Source organism: Pseudooceanicola spongiae, assembly GCF_014899185.1.
Lineage (GTDB): Bacteria > Pseudomonadota > Alphaproteobacteria > Rhodobacterales > Rhodobacteraceae > Pseudooceanicola > Pseudooceanicola spongiae.
In genome coordinates this window covers 831,050-852,421 of sequence record NZ_CP045201.1, presented here as the reverse complement: position 1 = coordinate 852,421, position 21,372 = coordinate 831,050, and the positions used below count along the sequence as shown (strand labels likewise).

General features: G+C 59.0%; 23 protein-coding genes, 1 tRNA gene and 1 pseudogene. 13 read left to right on the top strand and 12 right to left on the bottom strand.

Annotated elements, in window-relative coordinates:
• Positions 1 to 152: 152 nt before the first annotated feature.
• The 4 genes from F3W81_RS04025 to F3W81_RS20720 all read right to left on the bottom strand — a co-directional run bounded on the left by F3W81_RS04025 (position 153) and on the right by F3W81_RS20720 (position 3,167).
• Positions 153 to 1,274: an acyltransferase family protein gene (locus F3W81_RS04025; protein WP_193082376.1), complete on the bottom strand. Its 1,122-nt coding sequence runs from the start codon at positions 1,272 to 1,274 to the stop codon at positions 153 to 155.
• A 188-nt stretch (positions 1,275 to 1,462) separates the two neighbouring features.
• The gene (locus tag F3W81_RS04020) at positions 1,463 to 2,221 is read right to left on the bottom strand and encodes an IS5 family transposase (RefSeq protein WP_193082375.1); all 759 of its coding nucleotides are present in this window, start codon (positions 2,219 to 2,221) and stop codon (positions 1,463 to 1,465) included.
• 63 nt (positions 2,222 to 2,284) lie between these two features.
• On the bottom strand, positions 2,285 to 2,737 hold the full coding sequence (locus F3W81_RS04015) for a Clp protease/crotonase-like domain-containing protein (RefSeq protein ID WP_319022316.1): 453 nt from the start codon (positions 2,735 to 2,737) through the stop codon (positions 2,285 to 2,287).
• Between the two features lies 1 nt (position 2,738).
• Positions 2,739 to 3,167, bottom strand: coding sequence for a hypothetical protein (locus F3W81_RS20720; RefSeq protein ID WP_319022291.1), 429 nt, complete (start codon positions 3,165 to 3,167; stop codon positions 2,739 to 2,741).
• Between the two features lie 313 nt (positions 3,168 to 3,480).
• On the opposite strand from F3W81_RS20720, the pseudogene F3W81_RS04010 reads away from it, so the two are divergent.
• Positions 3,481 to 4,245: pseudogene (locus F3W81_RS04010) on the top strand (IS5 family transposase); the annotation flags it as partial.
• Between the two features lie 904 nt (positions 4,246 to 5,149).
• Here F3W81_RS04010 and F3W81_RS04005 read toward each other — a convergent pair.
• Together F3W81_RS04005 and F3W81_RS04000 are read right to left on the bottom strand one after the other, a co-directional pair.
• Entirely contained in the window at positions 5,150 to 5,479 is a 330-nt protein-coding gene (locus tag F3W81_RS04005; RefSeq protein ID WP_193082373.1) for a hypothetical protein, read from the bottom strand.
• Between the two features lie 354 nt (positions 5,480 to 5,833).
• Positions 5,834 to 7,129, bottom strand: coding sequence for an ATP-binding protein (locus F3W81_RS04000; protein ID WP_193082372.1), 1,296 nt, complete (start codon positions 7,127 to 7,129; stop codon positions 5,834 to 5,836).
• 39 nt (positions 7,130 to 7,168) lie between these two features.
• On the opposite strand from F3W81_RS04000, the gene F3W81_RS03995 reads away from it, so the two are divergent.
• From F3W81_RS03995 to F3W81_RS03985, 3 genes are all read left to right on the top strand, one after another.
• Entirely contained in the window at positions 7,169 to 8,104 is a 936-nt protein-coding gene (locus F3W81_RS03995) for an MBL fold metallo-hydrolase (protein WP_407692458.1), read from the top strand.
• A gap of 103 nt (positions 8,105 to 8,207) precedes the next feature.
• Positions 8,208 to 8,282: transfer RNA gene (locus tag F3W81_RS03990), tRNA-Asn, on the top strand.
• Positions 8,283 to 8,534: 252 nt separating this feature from the next.
• Complete coding sequence (locus F3W81_RS03985) at positions 8,535 to 10,166, top strand: site-specific integrase (RefSeq protein WP_226941844.1); 1,632 nt, start codon at positions 8,535 to 8,537, stop codon at positions 10,164 to 10,166.
• A gap of 211 nt (positions 10,167 to 10,377) precedes the next feature.
• On the opposite strand, the gene F3W81_RS03980 is transcribed toward F3W81_RS03985, so the two are convergent.
• The 5 genes from F3W81_RS03980 to F3W81_RS03960 all read right to left on the bottom strand — a co-directional run bounded on the left by F3W81_RS03980 (position 10,378) and on the right by F3W81_RS03960 (position 13,656).
• A complete protein-coding gene (locus tag F3W81_RS03980) occupies positions 10,378 to 11,040 on the bottom strand; it encodes a hypothetical protein (protein ID WP_193082370.1) in 663 nt (220 codons plus the stop codon).
• Complete coding sequence (locus F3W81_RS03975) at positions 11,037 to 11,627, bottom strand: hypothetical protein (protein WP_193082369.1); 591 nt, start codon at positions 11,625 to 11,627, stop codon at positions 11,037 to 11,039. The genes F3W81_RS03980 and F3W81_RS03975 overlap by 4 nt, the downstream gene beginning before the upstream one ends.
• 17 nt (positions 11,628 to 11,644) lie before the next feature.
• Positions 11,645 to 12,400 (bottom strand): helix-turn-helix domain-containing protein, encoded by a 756-nt coding sequence (locus tag F3W81_RS03970; protein ID WP_226941843.1) that lies wholly within the window; start codon positions 12,398 to 12,400, stop codon positions 11,645 to 11,647.
• 190 nt (positions 12,401 to 12,590) lie between these two features.
• A complete protein-coding gene (locus F3W81_RS03965) occupies positions 12,591 to 13,130 on the bottom strand; it encodes a hypothetical protein (RefSeq protein WP_193082367.1) in 540 nt (179 codons plus the stop codon).
• A gap of 28 nt (positions 13,131 to 13,158) precedes the next feature.
• Positions 13,159 to 13,656, bottom strand: coding sequence for a hypothetical protein (locus F3W81_RS03960; protein WP_193082366.1), 498 nt, complete (start codon positions 13,654 to 13,656; stop codon positions 13,159 to 13,161).
• Between the two features lie 93 nt (positions 13,657 to 13,749).
• Between F3W81_RS03960 and F3W81_RS03955 the strand changes: the two genes are divergently transcribed.
• The 8 genes from F3W81_RS03955 (at position 13,750) to F3W81_RS03920 (ending at position 18,346) form a co-directional block, all read left to right on the top strand.
• Positions 13,750 to 14,037, top strand: a complete 288-nt coding sequence (locus F3W81_RS03955) for a hypothetical protein (RefSeq protein WP_193082365.1) — start codon at positions 13,750 to 13,752, stop codon at positions 14,035 to 14,037.
• A gap of 101 nt (positions 14,038 to 14,138) precedes the next feature.
• Positions 14,139 to 14,408 (top strand): helix-turn-helix domain-containing protein, encoded by a 270-nt coding sequence (locus F3W81_RS03950; RefSeq protein WP_226941842.1) that lies wholly within the window; start codon positions 14,139 to 14,141, stop codon positions 14,406 to 14,408.
• A gap of 252 nt (positions 14,409 to 14,660) precedes the next feature.
• Positions 14,661 to 14,969, top strand: a complete 309-nt coding sequence (locus tag F3W81_RS03945; RefSeq protein ID WP_193082363.1) for a hypothetical protein — start codon at positions 14,661 to 14,663, stop codon at positions 14,967 to 14,969.
• Positions 14,966 to 15,238, top strand: coding sequence for a hypothetical protein (locus tag F3W81_RS03940; RefSeq protein WP_193082362.1), 273 nt, complete (start codon positions 14,966 to 14,968; stop codon positions 15,236 to 15,238). The genes F3W81_RS03945 and F3W81_RS03940 overlap by 4 nt, the downstream gene beginning before the upstream one ends.
• Before the next feature lie 60 nt (positions 15,239 to 15,298).
• Complete coding sequence (locus F3W81_RS03935; RefSeq protein ID WP_193082361.1) at positions 15,299 to 15,529, top strand: hypothetical protein; 231 nt, start codon at positions 15,299 to 15,301, stop codon at positions 15,527 to 15,529.
• A complete protein-coding gene (locus tag F3W81_RS03930) occupies positions 15,526 to 15,804 on the top strand; it encodes a hypothetical protein (RefSeq protein WP_193082360.1) in 279 nt (92 codons plus the stop codon). Before F3W81_RS03935 ends, F3W81_RS03930 begins: the two co-directional genes overlap by 4 nt.
• Before the next feature lie 218 nt (positions 15,805 to 16,022).
• A complete protein-coding gene (locus F3W81_RS03925; protein WP_193083613.1) occupies positions 16,023 to 16,298 on the top strand; it encodes a DUF2312 domain-containing protein in 276 nt (91 codons plus the stop codon).
• The gene (locus tag F3W81_RS03920) at positions 16,298 to 18,346 is read left to right on the top strand and encodes a DNA cytosine methyltransferase (protein WP_193082359.1); all 2,049 of its coding nucleotides are present in this window, start codon (positions 16,298 to 16,300) and stop codon (positions 18,344 to 18,346) included. Before F3W81_RS03925 ends, F3W81_RS03920 begins: the two co-directional genes overlap by 1 nt.
• 429 nt (positions 18,347 to 18,775) lie before the next feature.
• Here F3W81_RS03920 and F3W81_RS03915 read toward each other — a convergent pair whose 3' ends face one another.
• On the bottom strand, positions 18,776 to 19,222 hold the full coding sequence (locus F3W81_RS03915) for a hypothetical protein (protein WP_193082358.1): 447 nt from the start codon (positions 19,220 to 19,222) through the stop codon (positions 18,776 to 18,778).
• A gap of 917 nt (positions 19,223 to 20,139) precedes the next feature.
• On the opposite strand from F3W81_RS03915, the gene F3W81_RS03910 reads away from it, so the two are divergent.
• Positions 20,140 to 21,363 carry an AIPR family protein gene (locus tag F3W81_RS03910; protein ID WP_193082357.1) on the top strand — a complete coding sequence of 408 codons (1,224 nt, stop codon included), beginning with the start codon at positions 20,140 to 20,142 and terminating at the stop codon, positions 21,361 to 21,363.
• The last annotated feature ends 9 nt before the right edge of the window (positions 21,364 to 21,372 follow it).

Here is a 21,372-nt window from a genome sequence, read left to right as displayed (position 1 = left end):
AATGTCCGAAGCTGCCTGTTAGGCCACCCGCAAAGGGCTCACGCATGCATACACCTTGAAGGACGTTTGGCACAGCAACGAAGGACTGTTGTTTTAGACGGTTTTCATGTGACTGTAGGCGCGCCGACATTTCATTCAGTGCGCGGATCGCCCTATCTCACGAATTGGCGAACCAATGCACGTGACCAGCGGTTTAGCGCTGTAACCCAGAAGCTCTCAAGCGCCATGAATGGCAGCGCTGCAAGCAGAGACACTGCCCACGTTAGTGCGAGACAAAGCATCAGCACTCCCCAGAGTGGCACCCCTTGTACTGTAAGAACGGTATAAGCTGCACTGGTCACGCTAAGGATTACCAGCACGTGAACGAGGTAGAGAGGGAAAGACAATCGCCCAAGGAATAGTCCAAAAGGGCCGCTTAACTTCTTCTCCAGAGAGGTGATGCCAAGAAGTAAAATCATCGTCGCAGTGGAGGCGATGATGATTGCGTACCAGCTGTCGAATGAATAGCCCGCGAGCATAGTGAGAACCAGCACGGCTACCGACCAAGGACGGAGCTTAAACAGCATGGATCGCTTGCTGTGAAGAAAGGCGAGCAGCGAACCAATCACGAAGGGCACGTACATCATCAGAGGCAACACAAGAAAAAGCACGGCAAGAAATATGTGGATCAGGATGACACTGGAATGTTTGCTAAAAAATAGCGCGACACTTATCGCCACGATCGCGAAGACTATCAAGCTACCGTAGAACTCGTAAACCATCGTCCAGAGATTAGAATTGTAGTATGCATGGCCCGGCCGAAGAAAGACTAGAAGAGAATTTGCCGCTGCGTCCGAGAAACTCGGAATGAAGTCCTTAGGAAATCCGGCGTATGCGAAAGCTGCAAGCCAGTCCGAACCTGTAAGCTGGGCGGCCGCACCGTGCGCCTCGGGATAGTAAATTACAATTGCGGCGCCAATCATCACGCTTAGTGCAGCTGGAAGCATCAGGCGCGGTAATCGCTTCAGTAATGACGCCGCGAGGTCCTGGATCAAGAACTTCTGATAAAACTTTCGCGTTAGCACAAAGCCCGAGAGCACGAAGAAAAACGCAACTGCTCCAAGACCATTTACGAGCACATAGAGTGGCGTCCCTGCCAACCCACCCTGCGTTACAGATGTTTTAAGCAGCGGAAAAAAACCGAGCAGAAAATGGTGAAAAACGACAATCACTGACGCGATACCACGCGCAGTTTCGAGATATGTTAGACGGTTGGTTGAGGTAATTTCATTCATCTATAACTGATGTCTTTATGTGGCCTGCTGTTGAATAGAATGGTTAGTGCAGGGTTTTCATATTTCTTCTAATCGTTGCATACACTTTGTCCAGCATCGAACTGCTATTTAATGAACGTCGAAAGATACCGTCGCCAGAGGTTGTGGTGAAGCAACCGGCGGGCAATGTTATGAATTAGGGTCAGGATTCATAACCAGAACATAACGACGGCGGGCAATGCGCATGCGGAGAGGAAGACCTTCGGGCATCTGTCGTAGCGGGTCGCAACACGGCGCCAGTCCTTGAGCCTGGCAAAACTGTTCTCGATCTTGTGGCGTTTGCGATAGCGAACTTCGTCGTGTCGGATCTGAACCTTGCGGCCCTTCCTTGCCGGTATGCATGGCGTGATACCCATGTTTTCAAGCGCTTCGCGATACCAGTCTGCATCATAGCCCCGGTCCGCCAGCATGTGTCTGGCAGGCGGCAGACCGTCCAGAAGCGCCCGTGCGCCGATGTAATCACTACGCTGGCCCGCCGTCAGGAACATCCGCAGGGGACGACCCTGGGCATCCGTGACGGTGTGCAGCTTGGAATTCATTCCACCCTTGGTGCGGCCAATCAGGCGGCCGCGCCCCCCCTTTTTCAGCCCCAGACTGGAGGCCGTCCGGTGCGTCTTGAGATGGGTTGCATCGATCATCAGCGTATCGGTCGTACCGCCCCGATCGGCCAGTTCCAGCAGCATCTGAGCGAAGATGCCCTTCTCGCTCCACCGCTTCCATCGACTGCAGAGGGTCTTGTGAGGGCCGTAGGCCTCAGGGGCATCCCGCCACCGTAATCCATTGCGATTTATGAATATTATACCGCTCAGAACACGCCTGTCGTCAACACGCGGATTGCCGTGGGACTTCGGGAAGAAGGGCTCCAGCTTGGCCATCTGTTCGTCGTTCAGCCAGTATAGATCGCTCATGTGACCCCTCCGTTTGGGGCTCCATGAAACAGACCGCTAGGCTAAAATCAATGCATCCTGACCCTAGAACACCGCGCCCGCCACTGCAGCCCGCGCCAGTGCACAGCGCCCCGCCGTCTTGCGCGCCGCGGGGGCATATGTCCCGAGGATACGCGTATAAAACGCCATGCGACTTTCCTCGCGATCGGCAAGCCCGCGCTTCACCGCCTCGGCACCGTCGAACAATGCGCCGCCGTCTCTCACACCCTCCGTCACGATGGCGCGGCTGCGCAGATCGTCTAGTGTCATGCCCCGGCCCGCCGCTGCCGCGACATGGAACCGTGCCTCGGCCTCGCCCAGACTGCGCAGGATCTCGGTGCGGCCCTCTTCCGTCGAGGGGTCGGGCCACTTGGCACGGGCGTGCGGCGAGATGAAGTCATAGAGCTGGATCCCCGACCTTTGCCCCGGCTGCATATGGGCGCCCGTCATCACACCCGCCCCGATGCTGCCGAGCGACGCGCCGGGTGCGACCGTGATCTCACGCGCCTGACTGGCCAGCCAATAGCCGGCACTCGCCGACGCCGCGCCAGCGCACCCGCTGGGTCCACGTGCGGGATCGGTTGCTTTCGCCGTCGATCTGCTTTGCCTGCCAGCCGTGCAACACGCCATCGCGCGCCGCGTTCCAGCCCTCGATGTCGGAACGGAACCGCGCGATCTGCGCAAGTTGGACATGGTCATCGGGCAGCGTGCCTGCCGGGCCCTGCTTGAAGCTCTCCGACCAAAGGATTAACGCGGTGGCGATATCGGCGCGCCGGCCCTCGGCCACCGAATAGGCGATGAAATCCGAGGTCAGCAGCCGGTTGATATAGAGCGGTATCCAGTCGTGGTTTGACAGTGTGTCGCCCCACTGCAGCGGATAACACCATGTCTCTGAAATCAGCTCTGTGTCGTCGTCTGCGTAATGCATACGCGCCTCCATGGTCACGGGCCGATCTGCAGCGGCCGGGATGTGTTGAGATGAGTGTTCAGGTCCGCGCATTGCGGGCCACCTGCGCCATGGGCTGGATCTCGGCGTCGTGGGCCGCGTCGACACTGCCTTATTCCGCCAGCATCCCGCGCAATCCGGCGCAACGGTCAAGGCCGCGCGCAGAGCCGGTAGATGTCGCTGACAGGCATGCTCACGGCGCTGCTTATATGTTGGATCACCGGCTGATTGGTGTCTGTGGCGCGCTTCATGCCTGGCCCCGCGTGTTCAACGGCACGGTGTCTTGTGAGGCCCTGAGGTCAAGCCGCTTCTATCGGACGAGCACTTTTCGGTCGACGGCACCCTGGTGAAGGCGTGGGCCTCCACGAAGCGTTTTCAGCCGAAGGACAGCCCGCCGCCCGATTACGACGACCATCCCGACGGCCCGCCGCCACCAACCCAAGAGTCCCCGCGACACCGACCAGCAGACCGAGACCCAGCCGATGCCCAACAAGCCCCGTCAGACGCGCAACGCCGAAGTGAACTTCCGAGGCGAGAAGTGCTCGAACACGACCCATGCGTCGGTGACGGACCCCGATGCCCGTCTCCACGAGAAGGCGCCGCGGCGATGCTGTGCTTCATGGGCCATACGCTGATAGAGAGCCGCAACGGCCTGGTCGTACAGGCGGACCTGACCCACGCCGACGGCCATGGCGAGCGCAAGGCGGCGCTCAAGATGATCAATAGCCACTCACCGGGCTCGACTCGGCGCCTGACGCTCGGGGCCGACAAGGGATATGACAGCGCCGACTTTGTCGCCGCCCTCAGGCGAATGATCGTGACACCACATGTCGCGAAGAAGGCCCGACATTCCGCCATCGACGGGCGGACCACCTAGCATCCCGGCTACGCCTTGTCCCAAAGGTGCAGAAAGAAGATCGAGGAGTCCTTCGGCTGGATCAAGAGCGTGGGCGGCATGGCTCAGACGGTTCACCGCGGCCTCGACAGGGTCCGGGCGCAGTTCACGATGACCATGGCGGCCTGCAACCTCGCAAGGCTGCCGAAACTCTTGGCGGCATGACGGAAACGGCGATCCAGACCCGGAGTCTGCCGCCGATGCCGTAGAGAGCCGCCTTTAAATCATGGCGGCAGGAACAGCGTCCTTCGAGCCCGACTTCTTCAGCAGCCTGTTAGAGCCGCCGGTTAGAGCACCGGTGGGATGGAAAATGCCGTCTCACCGGTGAGTTTCGATGCGACTGCCGCGTTGACGGGTGCTCTGCCACAAATCCATGCTCCCCTGACGTAGTTTTAGTTTGCCGATTTGCACCAGCCCTTTGGATAACCATGGGCAATATAGACGCCCGTCCGACCATCTTAATCAATGATCAACAGCCATCCATTAACCACCGCTCGGCTAAGTTCGCACCGTTGCGACGAAGAAGGCTTCGAGCTCGGTTGGTAGAATGGCCGACAGAAAAGGCTTCAATACTTGCCCCCATGCCGTTAACTTCGATCGTCGACACCGTTTGCGCCGCCTTCCGCGCTCTAGCAAAAAATTTTGGCTAATACAGCATATGCACGCTGACGCCCCTCGCCCGGCGCACTTCAGTCCACCTCAATTGGATTCGGACCAATGGAGGAAGGCGGGATGACCCCAGCCACATCAGCTATGTAGCAATGGGATCTTGGAACGGCGTACCAAAGGCATAGTCAGTCAAGACGCGTCGATTACTCACATCAGCGCTGAATATTGCTTCGCTCGGCCATTAATACCATAGAAGAACGGCGCAACGCGATATCATGGCGAGCCAGAGACCGCCAACACCCAACGTTGCAGAAAATGTCAATGAACGATTAGGGCAATTGGCGGATTCATATTTCAATATGTAGAGCCGGACGCGACGGAAATTTTATCTCTTCAAGTCCAACAATTCATGCCACAAATAACATGATGGCTATACTATCCCTGCGCGAATGACATTTTCTCAGCCTTTCCGCTTTGAAGTCGAGGTAACCTTGGCACTTAACCGCTTGGCATTAGCTTGCGTTGCTTGCTGGATGGGGGCAATGCCGGCGATAGTCGCCGCCGCCAGCCCCTTGTTCTCACCAAGAGCGCGCGCCGACAGTTCAACGGCACGCATAAGAACAGACGGCTTTTCAAGCACCATGCGTATAGCCTCGGCGGGCTTCATCGTCCCGAGTGACATCTGCATCGTGCGCACCTGAATAACCGCTGCAGCTGACATACTCATTTTCATTGCGCTCATCGCCGCAGCTTGCCACTGCATCGCCGACTGAAAGACAGAATTATACATGCGCCTACCTTTTTGATGGTCCCGTGGCGCCAGCCGCCCCGCATGGACAAAAGCCTCAGTTTCCGCTTTTGTTCCCACCTGAAGATTTCCGGCACGCCCTTGTTCGAGAAATCGTCGCAGAGATTGGATTTCGCCTAATTTAGTCGCTCTGGCGCCGCGTTCGGTATCCCGACCTGGGCCACCGCCACCAGATCGAAATTCAAACGAATTGCCAAGGTCAGGAAACGACCCAGCCTGTCCTGCTTATAAAAGTCGCGCGCTTGGCATCGCCCCCATCCAAGCCTGACTCATATCTTCGGTGTTGTTGGCAGGCCGCGCGCTCAGGCGAGAGTTTCCCGTATCAATTGCGCCATTTCAGCGGGCGATAACGATGTCTGCCCGAAGTCCTCCGAGGGTCTCGCTCTGGGTCAATCGCAACACACCACCGTGGGCGCGCGCTATGTCTGTGGCGATTGAAAGCCCTAGCCCCACACCAGTTCCCTTGTTCTGATTGCGCGCCGGTTCCAGACGCGTAAAGGGGCGGGCAGCCTCCTCACGTCGCGACGCGGGAATGCCGGGGCCATCATCCTCCACACGAATGCGCAGGCTGCGCGGCGTCAGATCAATATGAACCTCTGCGCGTGAGCCGTAGCGGACAGCATTTCCGATCAGATTATCAACCGCGCGGCGTACCGCCTGCGGACGCAATGGCATCTGTCCGGCCCCGACAGCGTGAACCAGCGTCACATTCTGTCCACCCCGCTGCGCGTCACTGACAATTACACGCACAAGCTCGATGGGATCGACGTCCTGCGCAAGTTCCTCTGCCGTGCCGCGCGCAAAGGACAGGAACTCGTCCAACATCCTCTGCATGTCGTCAACGTCGCGCTCCAGCCCGATGCGGTCCTCGTCCTCGAGCATCGACAGCGCCAGACGCATCCGCGTCAGCGGTGTGCGCAGATCATGGCTGACACCAGAGAGCATCAGAGTGCGTTGTTCGATCTGGCGTTCGATGCGGCCGCGCATCTCCAGAAAAGCATTGCCTGCGGCGCGGACCTCAACTGCCCCACCAGGCCGGTAGGGGATGTGCCGCCCCTTGCCGAATGCCTCAGCCGCCTTGGCCAGCCGGGTGATCGGGCGCAGCTGGTTGCGCAGATAGATGAAGGAAATCAGCGTCATCAGAACGCCGAAAACCAACATGTTCACCAGCAATTGATGCGGGTTCGAGGCCGAGACCCGGGCGCGTTGAAAGCTCAGCAGCAGCGCCTCGGGCCCTCGCACGATATACGCGTGAACGACATGGTCATCCGGCAAGACCACGGCGTCGATCTCGGGCACCACGCTGTGAAGGGTTCGGATCACGACCCGGCCGGACAAATCATACCACCGCGCATTATCCGCAGTCGGAACCGAGCCGACGGGCACCGTCTGGATACCTATTCCGAGAATGCCAGCCATCTCGGGACGGCCGCCGCCTTCGGGATCGTTCAGTATAAGGCGCACGTCACGGCTTATGCTGTCGGTCATCTGAACGGTGACGCCTTCGAAATGCCGCTGAATGAAGACGACCGAGACGACAAGTTGCAATGTGACGACCGGCAGCACGAGAATCAGCGCTGCCCGACCGTAAAGTCCCCGAGGGACATATTGTTTGAGCCAACTAAAGAACATGCGTTAACCTAAGCCTGTCCGCGACAGGAGAAAAGCGCCATGCAGCCAACCGACACCTTATCCGCCGCTATGGGCTTGGGGCGCCCGGGAACCCCTGTCGACGTTGCGCCAGACGTGCGCCGTTTGCTGGCGCCAAACCCCTCTCCCTTTACCGGCCCGGGCACCAATACATACCTGGTGGGACAAGGCGGATTGGCAGTGATCGATCCAGGCCCGGATAATCCGGCGCATTTGGAGGCCATTCTGCAAGCCATTCGGCCGCAGCAGAGGATCACGCATATTCTTGTCACGCACGCGCATCTGGATCACTCGCCCCTGGCCCGCCCTCTCTCCGAGATTACAGGTGCCCCGGTTTTTGCTTATGGAGACGCGCATTCCGGGCGCTCAGAGATCATGCAGCAGCTTGCCGCAGTGTCAGATTTGGGGGGCGGCGAGGGAACGGACCTGCACTTCATCCCCGATCATGTCGTTCCGGATGGTGCTCTCCTGAGCGGGGATAGATGGCAGATGCGGGCGCTTTGGACGCCTGGGCACTTTGGCAACCATCTGTGCTTTGATCTGAATGGCATTATTTTCACCGGTGACCTTGTGATGGGATGGTCTTCTTCGCTCGTCTCCCCGCCCGACGGCGACCTGACGGACTTCATGAGCTCCTGCGAGAAACTGAAGTCAATGAAGACTGACGTTTTCCTTCCAGGCCACGGTCCTGCAGTGACAGATCCACAAGACCGCCTGGCTTGGCTGATCGCCCACAGGAATGCGCGTGAGGCGTCCCTGCTCGACGCACTGACGACTCAAAGCGCTACTGCCGAGCAGCTCGCTGCGCTCATTTACAACGATACCCCCTCTCATCTTCTTCCCGCGGCGACCCGAAATGTTCTTGCGCATCTCATTGACCTGACGGGGAAAAAGAAGGTCGCCCCAGTTGGCCCCCTCCATGCAGAGGCAATTTTCCAACGTTTGTTGGAGTTTTGAGCAGGCCCATCAGCAGAGGAAATGCTTGGGTCCAAAAAATATCTCTTCGCAGGCAAAAAGTCTCTTGCGGCCACAGAATCCGATTACTATAAGGCCCGCATGTTCCGGCGTAGCTCAGCGGTAGAGCAGTTGACTGTTAATCAATTGGTCGTAGGTTCGATCCCTACCGCCGGAGCCAATACCCCTCTTAAGGTATTGGAAACATTGCGAAGTTAGCCTAGTGGCTTCGTAGGTGTGACATAGGTATGTGACATACCTTAGTCGCAATTCCGTCCGTACCTGACAAGGATCGGACGACAAGATGAAGGGTCAGCCCCACCTCACAAAGCGAGGGAACGTCTATCAATGGCGGCGGCTAATTCATCGACAATCCACAAGAATCGCACATATCCGGCTCTCCCTGAGGACGACTGATTTCAGGATTGCTGTTATGCTGTCTCGCAAGATCACTGCGGAGAGCGATAGCATTATGGATCAGGTCAACGCCAAAGAGATGACGGCTGAAGACGCGCGCAAATGGTTGTCACGCGTTGTGCAGGTTGAGCATGAGAAAATTGAGCAGCTCCAGCTCTTGAGGCGTGTTGATTCTCTCTCACCGGCTGATGATGCGCGCCATGATGCAGCAATGGCTGCTGCCTGGAAGCATGTGGCTGAAACCGCCCTGAATGATCCGGGGCATTCAATCTCTGACGATTTGATAAAATCCAACGTGGAGCTGATCCGCCGCGATTTGGCCAGTGAGGCGCGCCGGCGCATCATTTGCCGGGATTACCGGGACCTTACTGGTCATGAGGGCACCATAGCTGCTCTCGATTATGCCAAGATTGCCAACCTCTGGATCTCCGGGAAACGTGCAGCTTGGGAGCGCCACCCAGACGCCTTGCACGCGATCGAAGAGGTTGCCGACACACTGGCAAAAAACGTGACTTCCTTCCTTGAGGTGTCAGAACCGCCTTCGCCTAAGGCTGAGAACCCCGCACCAGTAGAGGACACCGGCCTCGATCCGTCGATCACTGCGGTCGTTGAAAGAATGAATGCGATCAAGCGCGAGGACGGCATAGAAGAAAAGACCCTCCGGCAATATCAAAGCTTCGCATCCCTCTTCACGCTCCTGACCGGTATTCAAAAGGTAAGTGAAATCCGGCAATCTCATGTCACCAGTTTTCGCTCAGCAGTCTATCAGATCCCGAAGAGTTGGGGCAAAAGCCCAAAAGATAGCACGGCATCGCGCGAGCAGATCATGGCGAAGGCAGCCACCTTGCCTGCTGAGAAGGTCGGACTGTCTGTTGGGACCATCAACCGGCACTTGGAACACCTGGGGCAGATCGCAGAGTGGGCGGATGGTGAAGGAATCGCTGTGGACCGGAGGCTCAATCCCGGAAAGCTAAAGCGGAAGGAAACCGTGCGGGCACGCGATAAGCGAGACGCTTTCAGTGAAGAGCAGCTGGTGACGCTATTCGACTCGCCCGTATGGAAAGGCTCGTACTCTGAGCGATTTCAAACCCGATCGGGGCCGAAGATATATCGCAACGGTATTTTTTGGTGCCCATTGATTGGTGCTGTCACCGGCGCCCGACGTGAGGAGATTGCCGGCCTCGCCCCCTCCGACATCATAGATGTCGACGGCATTATGTGCTTTTCAATAGAAGATTCTGAGATCCGCCGCGTAAAAAATCTGTCATCTGTCCGCCTAGTTCCGATTCACAGCAGCCTGATAAATTTGGGCTTCTTGGAGCATGTTGCCAAGGCAAGATCCTCCAAGAAGCGGTATCTTTTCCCTGATCTATCTCAGCAATCAAAGGGCAACCTCGGCAGAAAGGTGGGCCGGAGAATGCGAGACATTGTCGATGAAACACTCGGGCTGGATGGTGCGAAGCTCACATTCCACAGTCTCCGCCACTACGTTCAGAACGCACTCGAAAATTGCGAAGTTGACGAAGGCATCGTCAGGGACCTCGTAGGTCATGAGGGCAAAGACACCCACGAGCGCGTGTACAGAAAGGCATCGCCGATGGCAAAACTCCGGGATGCGATTGAACTGCTACGGGGTTTCCCGGAATAGAAGCAAGCAAAATTCACCAACCGTAACCTCACAAACAAAACCTAACCTTAACCTACTGAAAGTGGGCTTTTTTCTCCAATTCGGCGCGTACGAAAACAACTGTTATGTAACCGGTCAACGTGCTTGCGCTCAGATTTTCGGATAGCCCCCCCCCTACGCGGTGAAACACCTCGATCGGCAGCCCCCAACGCTGGGGGCCGCCCGCTCGCGATCAGCGCGTCGCGTCCTTCCATGGCGTGCGCGGTGGCATCGCCTCCGTCACGACATAGGAGGTCAACCCGCCGTAGATCCGGAAGGTATCGCGCAGCTCCAGCAGCGCACCCCACCAGCCGAGATATTCCCGCCGCAGAGCCGCCGCATCGCCCGGATGGTTCTGGATGGTGATCGGGCAGTATTTGACCTCGACCTCGCGCAGTTTGCCCCGGCTCATGTAGCTCAGCATCCCGGCGCTCTCAGTCTGCGCGAAGGTGCCGTGCTTGGTGGTGCGCCATTCGCAGGGCACGACGCGGGTCTTCTCGGGGATGTGCCAGCTCGGCACCTGCCCTGCCCTCGCAAGCTCGCCGATGCGCATCGCCATGCGTTGGCCGCCGTGGCCCTCGGGCAGCACCGCCAAAGCGTCTGCGACCGCGTCTGCGTCCGGGTGCGGCTCCGAGGTGCCGCCGCCGTCAACGCGGCAGCCGAGCTCCGCCTGGCGCATCAGGATGTGCTCCATGCCGTAGCCCTTGAGCGCGCCTTGCGGACGCTGCTGGGTGCCTTGGTCAAAGTCGATGCGCACCTTCTCGCGCTGGAACGCCCACTCGATCAGCTGGAGAATGCTGACCTCGCGCATGTCATGGCTGCGCCGGGTCGCCCGGATCGGCATCTGCACCGTCATGCCACTTCTCCCCGTTTTGCGTCGACCAGAGCCATGGCCCGGGCCTCACTCTGCTCGAACTCTGCGAGCCAGCCGCGATCAATCACGTCGACCGCGAGGTTATGGCTCAGGCGCTCCCGGATCCGCGTCACGCGGCTCTGGTCCTCAGCGCCCTTCGACGCCACACGGCGCTTCTCAGCCTCGCCCTGCGGCGGGCGGTTCTTCTCCAGCCAGAACCGGAACTCGGCGACAAGGCGGCCGCCGTCGAGCGCTTGCTGACCGGCGACGCTGCCGAACCAGCTCGCAATGCCCGGCATCTCGCTGAGGGGGCGCGGCTGGGCGATCTGGGCATAGGCGATGAAGGTCGCGTGGTCGGGCCAGAAGTTGCGCGCGCTGCCCTGCCCCTTGGTCCGCAGGACCGGCAGCATCCGCAGCTGAAGGCGGTCATCGGCCATGTAGGCCAGGTCATCGGCGATGCGGTCCAGCTTGCGTTGGCCGTCCTCGGCGCTCACTGCCTTCGGGAACCGGAAGCCGAGCTCGGCCATCGGTGTCAGCAGCAGGCGACGCACCCGGTCGCGCTTGGTTTCTGTCTTGAGATCCTCGGTCATGGCCAGCGCCTCCATTCTCAGAAAATGCCCGACGTCTGACGCTCATCCGGCGTCAGCAGGTCTGCGGCGATGATGTGGTTCAGGACGTAGCCGGGAAGCTCGGCGAAAGCCTCGGAGCGACCCCCTCGAAAGCTGCGCACAGCGTCCTCGGCTCGCTTGCAAACCATCGGGTTTTTTGAGCGCTGGTGCGCACCCTCGCGCCCCTTATGGTTCTTATATGGTTTATCCTTATTATAGGGATGGCTCATATCTGACCCATCAACTGAGCAAATCTGACCCCTTTTGGTCGTGGGGGATGGCTCATTCGTGCCCCCTTTTGATGGCTCATTCCTGCACCCTTTAGCAGGGGCATCGCTGCCGCCTTTTGATGGCTCAGTTCTGACCCCTTTCAGCTGGACGATTTTGGCCCGTGTCAGAAAGCCGTAGCGACTGTGACGGCCTTTGCCGCGCCCGGAGTCCCGCACGATCCAGCGCCCTGCCTCAAGGTCCGCCAGAGCCCGCTTGACGGTCGCCGCCGAGGTGCCCATGGCCGAGGCGATCTCGGCAATCGTCGGATCGCACCGCGCGGTGCGATGGTTGGCAAAGTCCAGAACCAGCGCATGCGCCAGCAGCCGCGCCGTGGGGCTGAGACCACCGGGGCCGCCATCGCGGCGCACGCCCTCCAGCCAGTCCCACCGCTGACGCTCCCAGTCCGCCCTGACGATCAGGCGGCAGCCCTCGGGGGCCGTGAAGCCTCCGTCCGGTATCGAAGCGGCCGAAGCATCTTCTCTCATCGCTGTGTTTTGCATCCTGTCCTCCAGACAGCCCAAAAGCGTCGATGGACCGAAGCCGCATCAACGCCGCGCGCACTGCGCGGTGTGTTCCGTGTTGTGATGTCAGTCCTTAAAGAGGGCGCAGATCACGGCGGCGCGCGGCACGTCGCAGCGCAGGCGCCCCGCCACAGGGGGGTATAGGCCTGCATGTTCATGCCGCCTGCCCCCGATTTGCCGCCGGGATGTTGAGCCCCAGCCGGTCCCGACGCAGCCGCACCGCGTCCTTGTGGCAGCCCGCGAGGCGCGCGATCTCGGTCAAGCCGCGCTCCCCATCCACGAAGGTCAGGATCTTGCGGGTGATATCGTCGTCATTGCCCGACGCGGTCTTCTGGCGCGGCGCTGGCTTGGCACGCGCCACCTCTATGCCGTACTCGCGCGCCACGCGCTGGATGCGCTCGCGGCTGGTGTGGCGCAGCAGAGAGATCTCGCTGAAGCTCAGCCCGTCGCGGATATCGAGAGAGATCTCGCGATCCTTCATGCGATCCTCGGGGCTGCGGACGTTGCGCAGGGTCATCGTCCGATAGCCACCGGCGAAGACCTCGTTGCGCGTGATGATCCGCTGGGTCTTGGGGTCCCAGACGTAGTCCGGGTCCATACCGCTTACGCCGGTTGGCACGCGACGCGCCTCTTCCGGGATGCGCGCCAGAGCTTCATCGATCAAACGGCGCTCCTCTTCGGTCAGGATGTCCATGCCGACACCTCCAAAATCAGGCCCCGCGTCATTGAGCACGCGCCTGCGATGGCACCATGGAGACGCCTGCTTTCTGCAGCAGAGCCGCGCGGAAGTTCATCGCGGCGCAAACCATCTGGTCCAGCTCGACCACCTGCGCCATCGCCTCTTTCGGGGTGTAATCGTTCGGGTTCTCCGAACTTGGCGAATGCGCCTCGCCATGGCGCTGCAGCACATCCGAGAAATCCCGGGTGATCTGGTGGATGTCCGAGGCCAGCCGGCCCTCAACCTCCAGCGGATGGAACACCCCGCCGCCGAGCGCCGCGAAGTGCTGCGCGATCGGCACCGCCGCCTTCGGCGAGATCCGCCCGAGCCGGTCGAGGTAGTTCACACCCAACCCGCCGGGGCGCTGTTCGGACAACTCGGTGCCGTGGGACAACGTCGACACCCCGACGCCGAGGTCATTGGCGACGGCCTCTAGGCCGCCGCCCGCTCGCATCGAGGACTGGACCGCCGACTGAATCGACGCAGGGCGCACATTACGCATGGGGAAACTCTCCTGACGGTTTCGCGGGACAGATGAAGCCCATTCGGGCAAATTCAGGCGTACATGTTAGGCACGCCAAACAGGAAAACTGATGTGACCGATCGCGAAGCATCACTCAAAACACTCCCTAGACGCGTCGCAGTGAGGTTCTTGCAGGACATCAAATTCAACGATCTGCGTAGTCGTGGTCGCTATTCGGTGAAGCGATTGCCTCAAGAGTCGCTTTGGAACCGCGGCACTAACTCCAGCACACAGGTCGCCGCGCTCAAAAAACCAGTGAGCAGGCATTCGATTGTCAGAAATGGCGCGTGTTACAACTTGAATTTTGTGATGCAGCGCCGCCTCGAACCGCGCTCGAGTGATACCATCAATGAAATCTGAAACGGTCTTGAACTCAATTTCCATGCCGAGCACTACTACGCATTTTGCTTACCATGTAAATAAGCAAAATGTTCAGTGATAGTCTTCAAATGATGCCTATGATGGCCGTCATGCTTGAGGAAATGGAAGACAAGAGAGAAGCAGTCGCGGCCCGTCTCAAACGGGTTCGAGAGATTTTGCGCCTTGAAAAAAAGGAATTTGCAGAAAGAGCTGGGCTCTCGATGCAGACATACGGGCCATTTGAGGGCGGCACGCGCGATCTGTCGCTTCAAAGCGCTAAGAGACTACGCAAAACGTATGGCTTGTCGCTTGAATTTCTATATTTCGGCATGACTGATGATTTGCCAACAAGGATTTCCAAAGAACTCTAGGCGAGTCCTTCAGAAAGCTCCTTTCGAAAGTAGAGCCAAGATACCGTCCATCTGGTGTCTGCTTGACGCGATGCGGTTGCTTCGAATCTTCTGCAACCTCCTGAGCGAGACTAAGGTCACACCTTCCGTTCACCCTCCGTACCAGACTTGATAATCGGCACCAGGGTCTTCAGTAAGCAATTTGTTTACTTTTTTGATTTGCAGTAAGCATTTTGCGTAGTATGAGCATTCCATCACATGATGGAGCCTCACATGCATCCGCCTACCCTCACCGACTACTACGCCCACATCTGCACCACCAACTTGATCGCGCGCTCCCCCGCCGCCAGAGCGGCAAACTGGGCATCCGCCAAGGCCGCCCGTGGCCAAGAGATCGACCCCGAGCGCCTCGCCCGCCTGACACCTCAACACGATCAAACCAGCTCCGCCCGAGGCCGCACTCTCGGCCAGGCCATGCCAGCCGTTGGCACCGTCGCAGAGCAGATCCAGCCGCATTGCCAGCGCACCCAACAGCGTCTCGCCGAGATCATCGCGCGGCGGAGTAGCGGAGGCGCGGCATGACCCTTGATGCCCTGCACAACCGCCTCGCCGCGTTCCTCACCAACCTCGAATGCCTCGATCCCGCCGGACAGCGCGACGCGTTGGTCAGCGAGATCGTCGAGACCGGTGGTCGCTATGACGCACCGCCCGAAACACCGCACGCGCTCCACCTGTTCGAGATCAGCCTGCATGGCGTCAGCGCCTCCGGGCACGACGAGGCAGATGCCTTCCGCGCGTGGAAGCGGGCCGCCCGTGCGGTGACCTTCGAGAGCGCGCCAGCCGGGGCCTAACCGCCCGGCTCTTTTTCCAATCATCATTTTCAGCCGGCGCACTTCAGCGCTGACGGCCGCATGCTCTGCTGGCCGATGGAGATCCCTATGTCCGGCCACCCGATCAGCACGACATCTACAACCCTGTCACTATGGCAGCGGACACTGAACTCCCTTGCCCGCCGCTCGGTCCGCTCGCAGCGCATCCTCATCGTGCTGGCCAGCCTGATCTTGTTCTACGGCACTGGCTTCGCAGTTTGGCGGCTCATCGTGAGCCCGCTACTGGCCGCTCTTGTCGGAGGGCAGACATGACCCGCACCGCCAGACGCCCCGCCTTCACAGATCTGCCCGCCGGGACGCAGGCTGCCTTGCTCTGCAAGGATGCGCGCTTCCAGCGCTTCGCCTCGGAGCAATGCGGCTACAGCGCCAGCTTCTTCACCGAGGACTTCACGGCAGCTTGGCTGCGCGACCAGTGCAACATTCTCAGTCGCGCCGACCTGCACAGTGACGCGCAGGCCCTCGCCAGGTTCAGCATCCTGATCACCGAGTTCGACGTCTGGACCGGCAAGATCGCAGCCCCGCGCTAGGAGCCATCATGTCCAAAGCACCTGACCTCAAATGGCAAACATTCGCCGCCATCGGCGCGCTGGCTGCCATAGCGATATGGGCCGTTGTTGCAGCGCCCACCGTCTACGACCCCGCCAATGCTGCAGGCCAGCGCGATGCCTGCGCCAAGCTCGATTGCGCCATTTACCCCGCACCAAAGGGACACCCCATGTCAGACCACCCCACCGGCAAGACGCCGATGAAAGAAACCGAGGCCGACAAGGCCGTTCGCGATAACGCCTTCCGCGTCACCGGTGCCGAGTTGCGCGCATTCATCGAACGGATAGAACGGCTGGCGGCTGAGAAGAAAGAGCGCGCCGACCAGCAAAAGGAGGTCTTCGCAGAAGCCAAGGGCCGCGGCTACGACACCAAGATCATCCGCCGCGTTATCGCCCTGCGCATGCGCGAGCCTGACGACATTGCCGAGGAAGAGGCCGTGCTGGAGATGTACAAAGAAGCGCTGGGAATGGCGTGATGGACGGCTCCGACCTCTTCGGCCTTCTGGCCGACATCTCACCCAGTCCCGTGTACCCCGACGCCCGCCCGCTGATCGTCGACAGCTTCGCGGGCGGAGGTGGCGCCAGCACCGGGATCGAGATGGCCCTCGGGCGCAGCCCCGACATTGCCATCAACCACAACGCCGCCGCGCTGGCGCTGCATGCCGCCAATCACCCGGAGACCCTGCACCTCTCCGAGAACGTCTTCCAGATCGATCCGCTCGACCACCTGCAGGGCCGCCACATCGGCCTGATGTGGTTCAGCCCCGACTGTAAGCACTTTTCCAAGGCCAAGGGCGGCAAGCCCGTTGAGCGCAATATCCGCGACCTTGCCTGGATCATTCCTGGGTGGATCGATCGGCTGCAGCGCAAGGGTGGCCGCGTTGATGTCGTGATCATGGAAAACGTTGAAGAATGGAAGGACTGGGGGCCACTGGTGCAAACCTCGCGCGGGTTGATGCCCTGCCCGGACCGGCGCGGCGAGACCTTCCGGGCGTGGCAAAAGGAGATCCGACGCCTCGGCGGCAAGATGCAAACCCGCGAACTGCGCGGCTGCGACTATGGTGCCCCGACCATCCGCAAGCGTCTGTTCGTCATCATCCGCTTTGACGGCAGGCCCATCGTCTGGCCCGCGCCGACGCACGGCGCTCCGGACAGCGCAGAGGTGATGTCCGGTCAGCGGCAACCATGGCGCGCAGCGGCGGAGTGCATCGACTGGTCGCTGCCCTGCCCCTCGATCTTCGACACCAGCGCCGTGATCCAAACGAAGCACGGCCTGCGCGCCAAGCGCCCTCTCGCGGCCAACACCCTCGCCCGCATCGCGCGCGGGATGAAACGCTATGTGCTAGACGCTGAGCGCCCCTTCTTGGTCAATCTCACCCACGGCGGGAGGGTTGAAGATCTCGCCGATCCCCTGCGCACGATCACCGGAGCGCACCGGGGCGAAAAGGCCCTCGTGGCCCCGAGCCTGACGCGGTTCAACGGCGGGGCAACAGGATCCGACCTGCGCGCCCCGGCGCCAACGATCACCGCCAACAGCTGGATCAAGCGCCCCGGCGGCGCAGCGCCGCTGGGACTGCTAGCGCCCTCCCTCATGTCGCTCAAGGGAACGGCCCGCCGCGACAGCGCGGTCACGGCACCGCATCCGACCGTGCTCGCCGGCGGTGGCCACAGCGTGTTGATCGCCCCGGTGCTGACCTATGCCCAGCAGGGCGGCGCCTGCCGCCCGGCGACCCTGCCCCATTCCACCATCTGCGCCAGCCGCAAGGATCAGAACGCTGCGATCATTCCGACGCTGATTCAGACCGGATACGGAGAAAGGCCGGGACAGGCGCCTCGATCTCTTGACCTCACAAAGCCGCTTGGCACCGTTGTCGCCGGAGGTATCAAGCACGCCGTCGCTGCCGCGTTCCTTGCCCAGCAGAATGGAGGCCCGCGCAGGAGCGCGAGCACAGGCCGTGATCTAAAAGAGCCAATCTCCACGATCACGGGCAGCGGAAGCCAGCAAACGCCCGTCGCGACCTTCTTCGCCAAATACTACGGCACCGGAGACGGCGCCTGGACTGACGCGCCCTGCCACACAATCACCGTCAAGGATCGCATGGCGCATGTTCAGGCGGCTTTGCAGGTGCCGTCGTTCACCGAAGCCCACGCGCCCCGCGCCCACGCCGTGGCCGAGTTCCTCCGGGCACATGGCGTCTGGGACGGCGGCGATGTCGTCACTATGGAGATCGATGGCGCCACCTACGTCATCACCGATATCGGCCTGCGCATGCTCACACCGCGCGAGCTGTTCAACGCCCAGGGCTTTCCGCCAGACTACGTGATCGACGGCCACTGGCAGGAAACCGACGGGGCTTGGGAGTTCCGGCCCTTCACCAAAGACGTCCAGGTCAGCTGCTGCGGTAACAGCGTGTGCCCGCCCCTCGCCGAGGCACTGGTCAGGGCGAACTGCGCCGAGCTCTCTGAGGCTGCAAAAGTACCAGCAACACAGAATACGGTAGTTGAAGGCCTGAATCGACACTGATCAAAGCTCTGATCACTTAGCTTTCAGCCGTACGCTCCGGCATGAAATCTCAGCTGCAGGCATGACTACATGTGCGAGATCACCATTCACATCCATCGACGCGGCAGAGATCGCTGCAATTGGTAGCGCCGAGGATCAAGGGCAGCGGCCAGAAGGACGAGGGGTCTGCAAATCAGCCCTTCAACCACGGCCGACCATATTTCAAGCCGCAGCTCCGCTAGCGAAAGCAGGTAGCTACGGAGAAAGCAGCAATTCGCTAGGTCAGCCGCAAACACAGCAGATTTTCCTGCCTTATGCAAATGCAGAGAGCGAAGGCGCGGAATGCCTTAAGTTCAGGTACCGGCGCCAGAAAATTCATCGCAATCCACAAGTCACAGCCAGACAGCTATCGCGAAAAGCCTTAAGCTATGCAGGTGGGTTCGTCTTCTTCTAGCAGGATTTTATGGAGTTTTCAGAGAATCGCTCACCAGATGGTAGGAAAGTAGAAAGCTGCAACTCTCCTCCTAAACCAATGAAACGACGTATATCTTTCTTGCGGCAAATGTCTTTCTGGACGTAATCCGCCAATTGATCCGCAACAGTTTGACCGCCCCTGACTGGCTCGTTTTTAATACTGTCAGGAATATTGACCTTAACTGCCACCACCCTGCCATCGGTCGTCGCTCCCCTGATGGAAACTCCTCCACGTGCGGGTTTTCCTGCTCGCTTGTTGAATTCGGACGTAGCTAAGTTGGCGAGGGAGCATAATTCTTTGCCATCACAGCCTTCAATGGTGTTCCACACTTCCTGATGGCTCGGTCGCGCGGGCGCGCATGCAGCGAGAGACAACGACAAGAGCAGAGCAAATTTCGCACGATAAAGCATATTATTTTCCATGATTTTCGATTATCAATCAACATCTTAACTATCGACAACTACCACAATCATTCTTAAACAAAACACAAAATGAAAAGGCAAGACTAAAAACCCACTTCCTTAAATCAGTGGCACATGCGCGCTACTCGTGTTTCGGCAGTTAAGAAGCAGAAATTGTGATGTGATCGCAGGTCGGAAGGAGTTGAAATTCAGCATTGACGTCCCAACCGACTTGCGGCAGTGCGGCACGAAGCCGACATCAAACTTATCTGGAAAGATAGCAAGTTACTCGGGGTCTTCGCCTGTGATGAAACGATGGGTGCCGTTGGCCGCGAAATAGATCAGAACACTACAAGGGCCAAAAAAGACGATCCGTAGAACTGCGTCGCATGTGCTCGAGCCGTTGCAATCATATGCTTGAATTGCCCACGCGGTTAATCCCGAGGCGAGAGCAATCAAGGGAAACGCAACGAAAGTCCAAGTATGTCGCTTTAGCCAACTCATAATTCCGCCCCAACCTTTTTTTTGATATAGAACCATATCGTCTCACGGCTAGCAATGTTCGCTTTGCTCGGAGCGGACTTGCGGCGGTGCGGTATCGCTTCGACCTGCTCATGGCAAACTTCAAACCATCCAGTGATCTGCTGGCAGCCCTTTCGCGACCTTCGTACCTGGTGCAGCATGACGCGTGGCGCCGACACTGGGCGGGAAGCTGACTTTCGCTGCACTGAAAATGAAGGTCTGCTTTGGCGTAAACCACCTTTACATTGCGCCCAACATTTTACGTCGGACTACTTGTGACGACTGCATGTGGTGGTAGAAGTCGGTCGTTATTGCTTTGGCGGACGATTTGGCCTAGCTCTTGATTAGGCAATCATGCCGACCGGGGCCATCGCGCCCCGCAACATCGGTCCACCGTGACCAATGGAGTATTAAAAATGGCTATCAAACCGTATCGGTTTGAGGTGTCCGAGGCGCGTAGCGTCAAACACCCAACCCTCCCGAACATCGTCAAGCATACTTTCTTGGTGCCTGCGCGCCTATTTCCCAAGGACGTTCCGACTGGGGCGAACTTGCGTGATCCAGTTGGTATGAACCGGCAGGTATACAAGGATGTTAAGGCGAGCCTTGAAGGCAAAGAGGCGCTTCCGGGCACCTTCGATTTGCTCAATCTCGGGATTACTATCATTGCCGAAGACATCGAGGTGATCGACAAACGGATCTTCGATGTGATGATTGACGATGACTATGGTATCGCAAATGGCGGCCACACCACCCAGATTATTTACGACTGCCAAGAGGATGACTCGATCGCCGAAGGCCAGCACGTCGAAGTCAAAATCATCACTGGGCTAGAAGGTGGAGAAAACCACACCCTGCGCGTGGACATTGCAAGGGGGCAAAACACTGGGATCTCCGTACAGCCCCGTTCGATCTTCGAACTTGATGGGGCGTTTGAAACCCTCAAAGCGATTGTGAAGGATCAAGACTGGGCAGGCGACATTGGCTTCAAGGAGTCGGACAAGAAGGACATTGACGTACGCGAATTGGTGTCAGTGCTCGAACTGATGAACATCACGGATTTTCCAGTCCGTGACTCGAAGCACCCCATTGCGGCGTATGAGAAGTGGTCTGCTCCTCTCAAGAAGTTCGGAGATGACTACGAGGATAACCGCACTGACCCATCAAAGCGGAAGTATGCTGCTTTTGAGCCGCTGCTTCTCGATGCACTGGTTCTTTACGATTATATTCGGCGCGACTTTCTCCGAGTTTATAACGAAACGGTCGGTGGCCGAGCGGGGAATTTGCGTATTGTTGAAAAGGCACCGCCAAGCAAAGGTCGCTTCCAATTTCGCTATGCGAAACTGGATGATCATGACCAACGTCTTACCAAGGGTGCAGCATTTCCTATTCTGGGTGCGTTCAGGAACTTTGTGGTTGTTGACCCTGAGACTGGGACCGCTGAGTGGCTTGGCGGTTTCGAAAATGTGTTGGCCTCTTGGCGTGAACTTGCGCCCGAATTGATTTCGGAAACCAAACAGGCCATCCGTGATATTGGCAACGCGCCTGACTCGCTGGGTAAGAACCGCAATCACTGGGCCAATTTGTTCAAAACGGTGCGGCTGCATGTAATGCAGCAGCAGTTGGACACTATGGGTTGAGGAGCCTCG

What these genes read in the sequence shown, in the direction of transcription:
- F3W81_RS04025 (WP_193082376.1), bottom strand. Translation starts at nt 1,274, where the DNA reads ATGAATGAAATTACCTCAACCAACCGTCTAACATATCTCGAAACTGCG.
- F3W81_RS04020 (WP_193082375.1), bottom strand. Translation starts at nt 2,221, where the DNA reads ATGAGCGATCTATACTGGCTGAACGACGAACAGATGGCCAAGCTGGAG.
- F3W81_RS20720 (WP_319022291.1), bottom strand. Translation starts at nt 3,167, where the DNA reads ATGCATTACGCAGACGACGACACAGAGCTGATTTCAGAGACATGGTGT.
- F3W81_RS04005 (WP_193082373.1), bottom strand. Translation starts at nt 5,479, where the DNA reads ATGTATAATTCTGTCTTTCAGTCGGCGATGCAGTGGCAAGCTGCGGCG.
- F3W81_RS04000 (WP_193082372.1), bottom strand. Translation starts at nt 7,129, where the DNA reads ATGTTCTTTAGTTGGCTCAAACAATATGTCCCTCGGGGACTTTACGGT.
- F3W81_RS03995 (WP_407692458.1), top strand. Translation starts at nt 7,169, where the DNA reads ATGCAGCCAACCGACACCTTATCCGCCGCTATGGGCTTGGGGCGCCCG.
- F3W81_RS03985 (WP_226941844.1), top strand. Translation starts at nt 8,535, where the DNA reads ATGCTGTCTCGCAAGATCACTGCGGAGAGCGATAGCATTATGGATCAG.
- F3W81_RS03980 (WP_193082370.1), bottom strand. Translation starts at nt 11,040, where the DNA reads ATGACGGTGCAGATGCCGATCCGGGCGACCCGGCGCAGCCATGACATG.
- F3W81_RS03975 (WP_193082369.1), bottom strand. Translation starts at nt 11,627, where the DNA reads ATGACCGAGGATCTCAAGACAGAAACCAAGCGCGACCGGGTGCGTCGC.
- F3W81_RS03970 (WP_226941843.1), bottom strand. Translation starts at nt 12,400, where the DNA reads ATGAGAGAAGATGCTTCGGCCGCTTCGATACCGGACGGAGGCTTCACG.
- F3W81_RS03965 (WP_193082367.1), bottom strand. Translation starts at nt 13,130, where the DNA reads ATGGACATCCTGACCGAAGAGGAGCGCCGTTTGATCGATGAAGCTCTG.
- F3W81_RS03960 (WP_193082366.1), bottom strand. Translation starts at nt 13,656, where the DNA reads ATGCGTAATGTGCGCCCTGCGTCGATTCAGTCGGCGGTCCAGTCCTCG.
- F3W81_RS03950 (WP_226941842.1), top strand. Translation starts at nt 14,139, where the DNA reads ATGGCCGTCATGCTTGAGGAAATGGAAGACAAGAGAGAAGCAGTCGCG.
- F3W81_RS03945 (WP_193082363.1), top strand. Translation starts at nt 14,661, where the DNA reads ATGCATCCGCCTACCCTCACCGACTACTACGCCCACATCTGCACCACC.
- F3W81_RS03940 (WP_193082362.1), top strand. Translation starts at nt 14,966, where the DNA reads ATGACCCTTGATGCCCTGCACAACCGCCTCGCCGCGTTCCTCACCAAC.
- F3W81_RS03935 (WP_193082361.1), top strand. Translation starts at nt 15,299, where the DNA reads ATGCTCTGCTGGCCGATGGAGATCCCTATGTCCGGCCACCCGATCAGC.
- F3W81_RS03930 (WP_193082360.1), top strand. Translation starts at nt 15,526, where the DNA reads ATGACCCGCACCGCCAGACGCCCCGCCTTCACAGATCTGCCCGCCGGG.
- F3W81_RS03925 (WP_193083613.1), top strand. Translation starts at nt 16,023, where the DNA reads ATGAAAGAAACCGAGGCCGACAAGGCCGTTCGCGATAACGCCTTCCGC.
- F3W81_RS03920 (WP_193082359.1), top strand. Translation starts at nt 16,298, where the DNA reads ATGGACGGCTCCGACCTCTTCGGCCTTCTGGCCGACATCTCACCCAGT.
- F3W81_RS03915 (WP_193082358.1), bottom strand. Translation starts at nt 19,222, where the DNA reads ATGGAAAATAATATGCTTTATCGTGCGAAATTTGCTCTGCTCTTGTCG.
- F3W81_RS03910 (WP_193082357.1), top strand. Translation starts at nt 20,140, where the DNA reads ATGGCTATCAAACCGTATCGGTTTGAGGTGTCCGAGGCGCGTAGCGTC.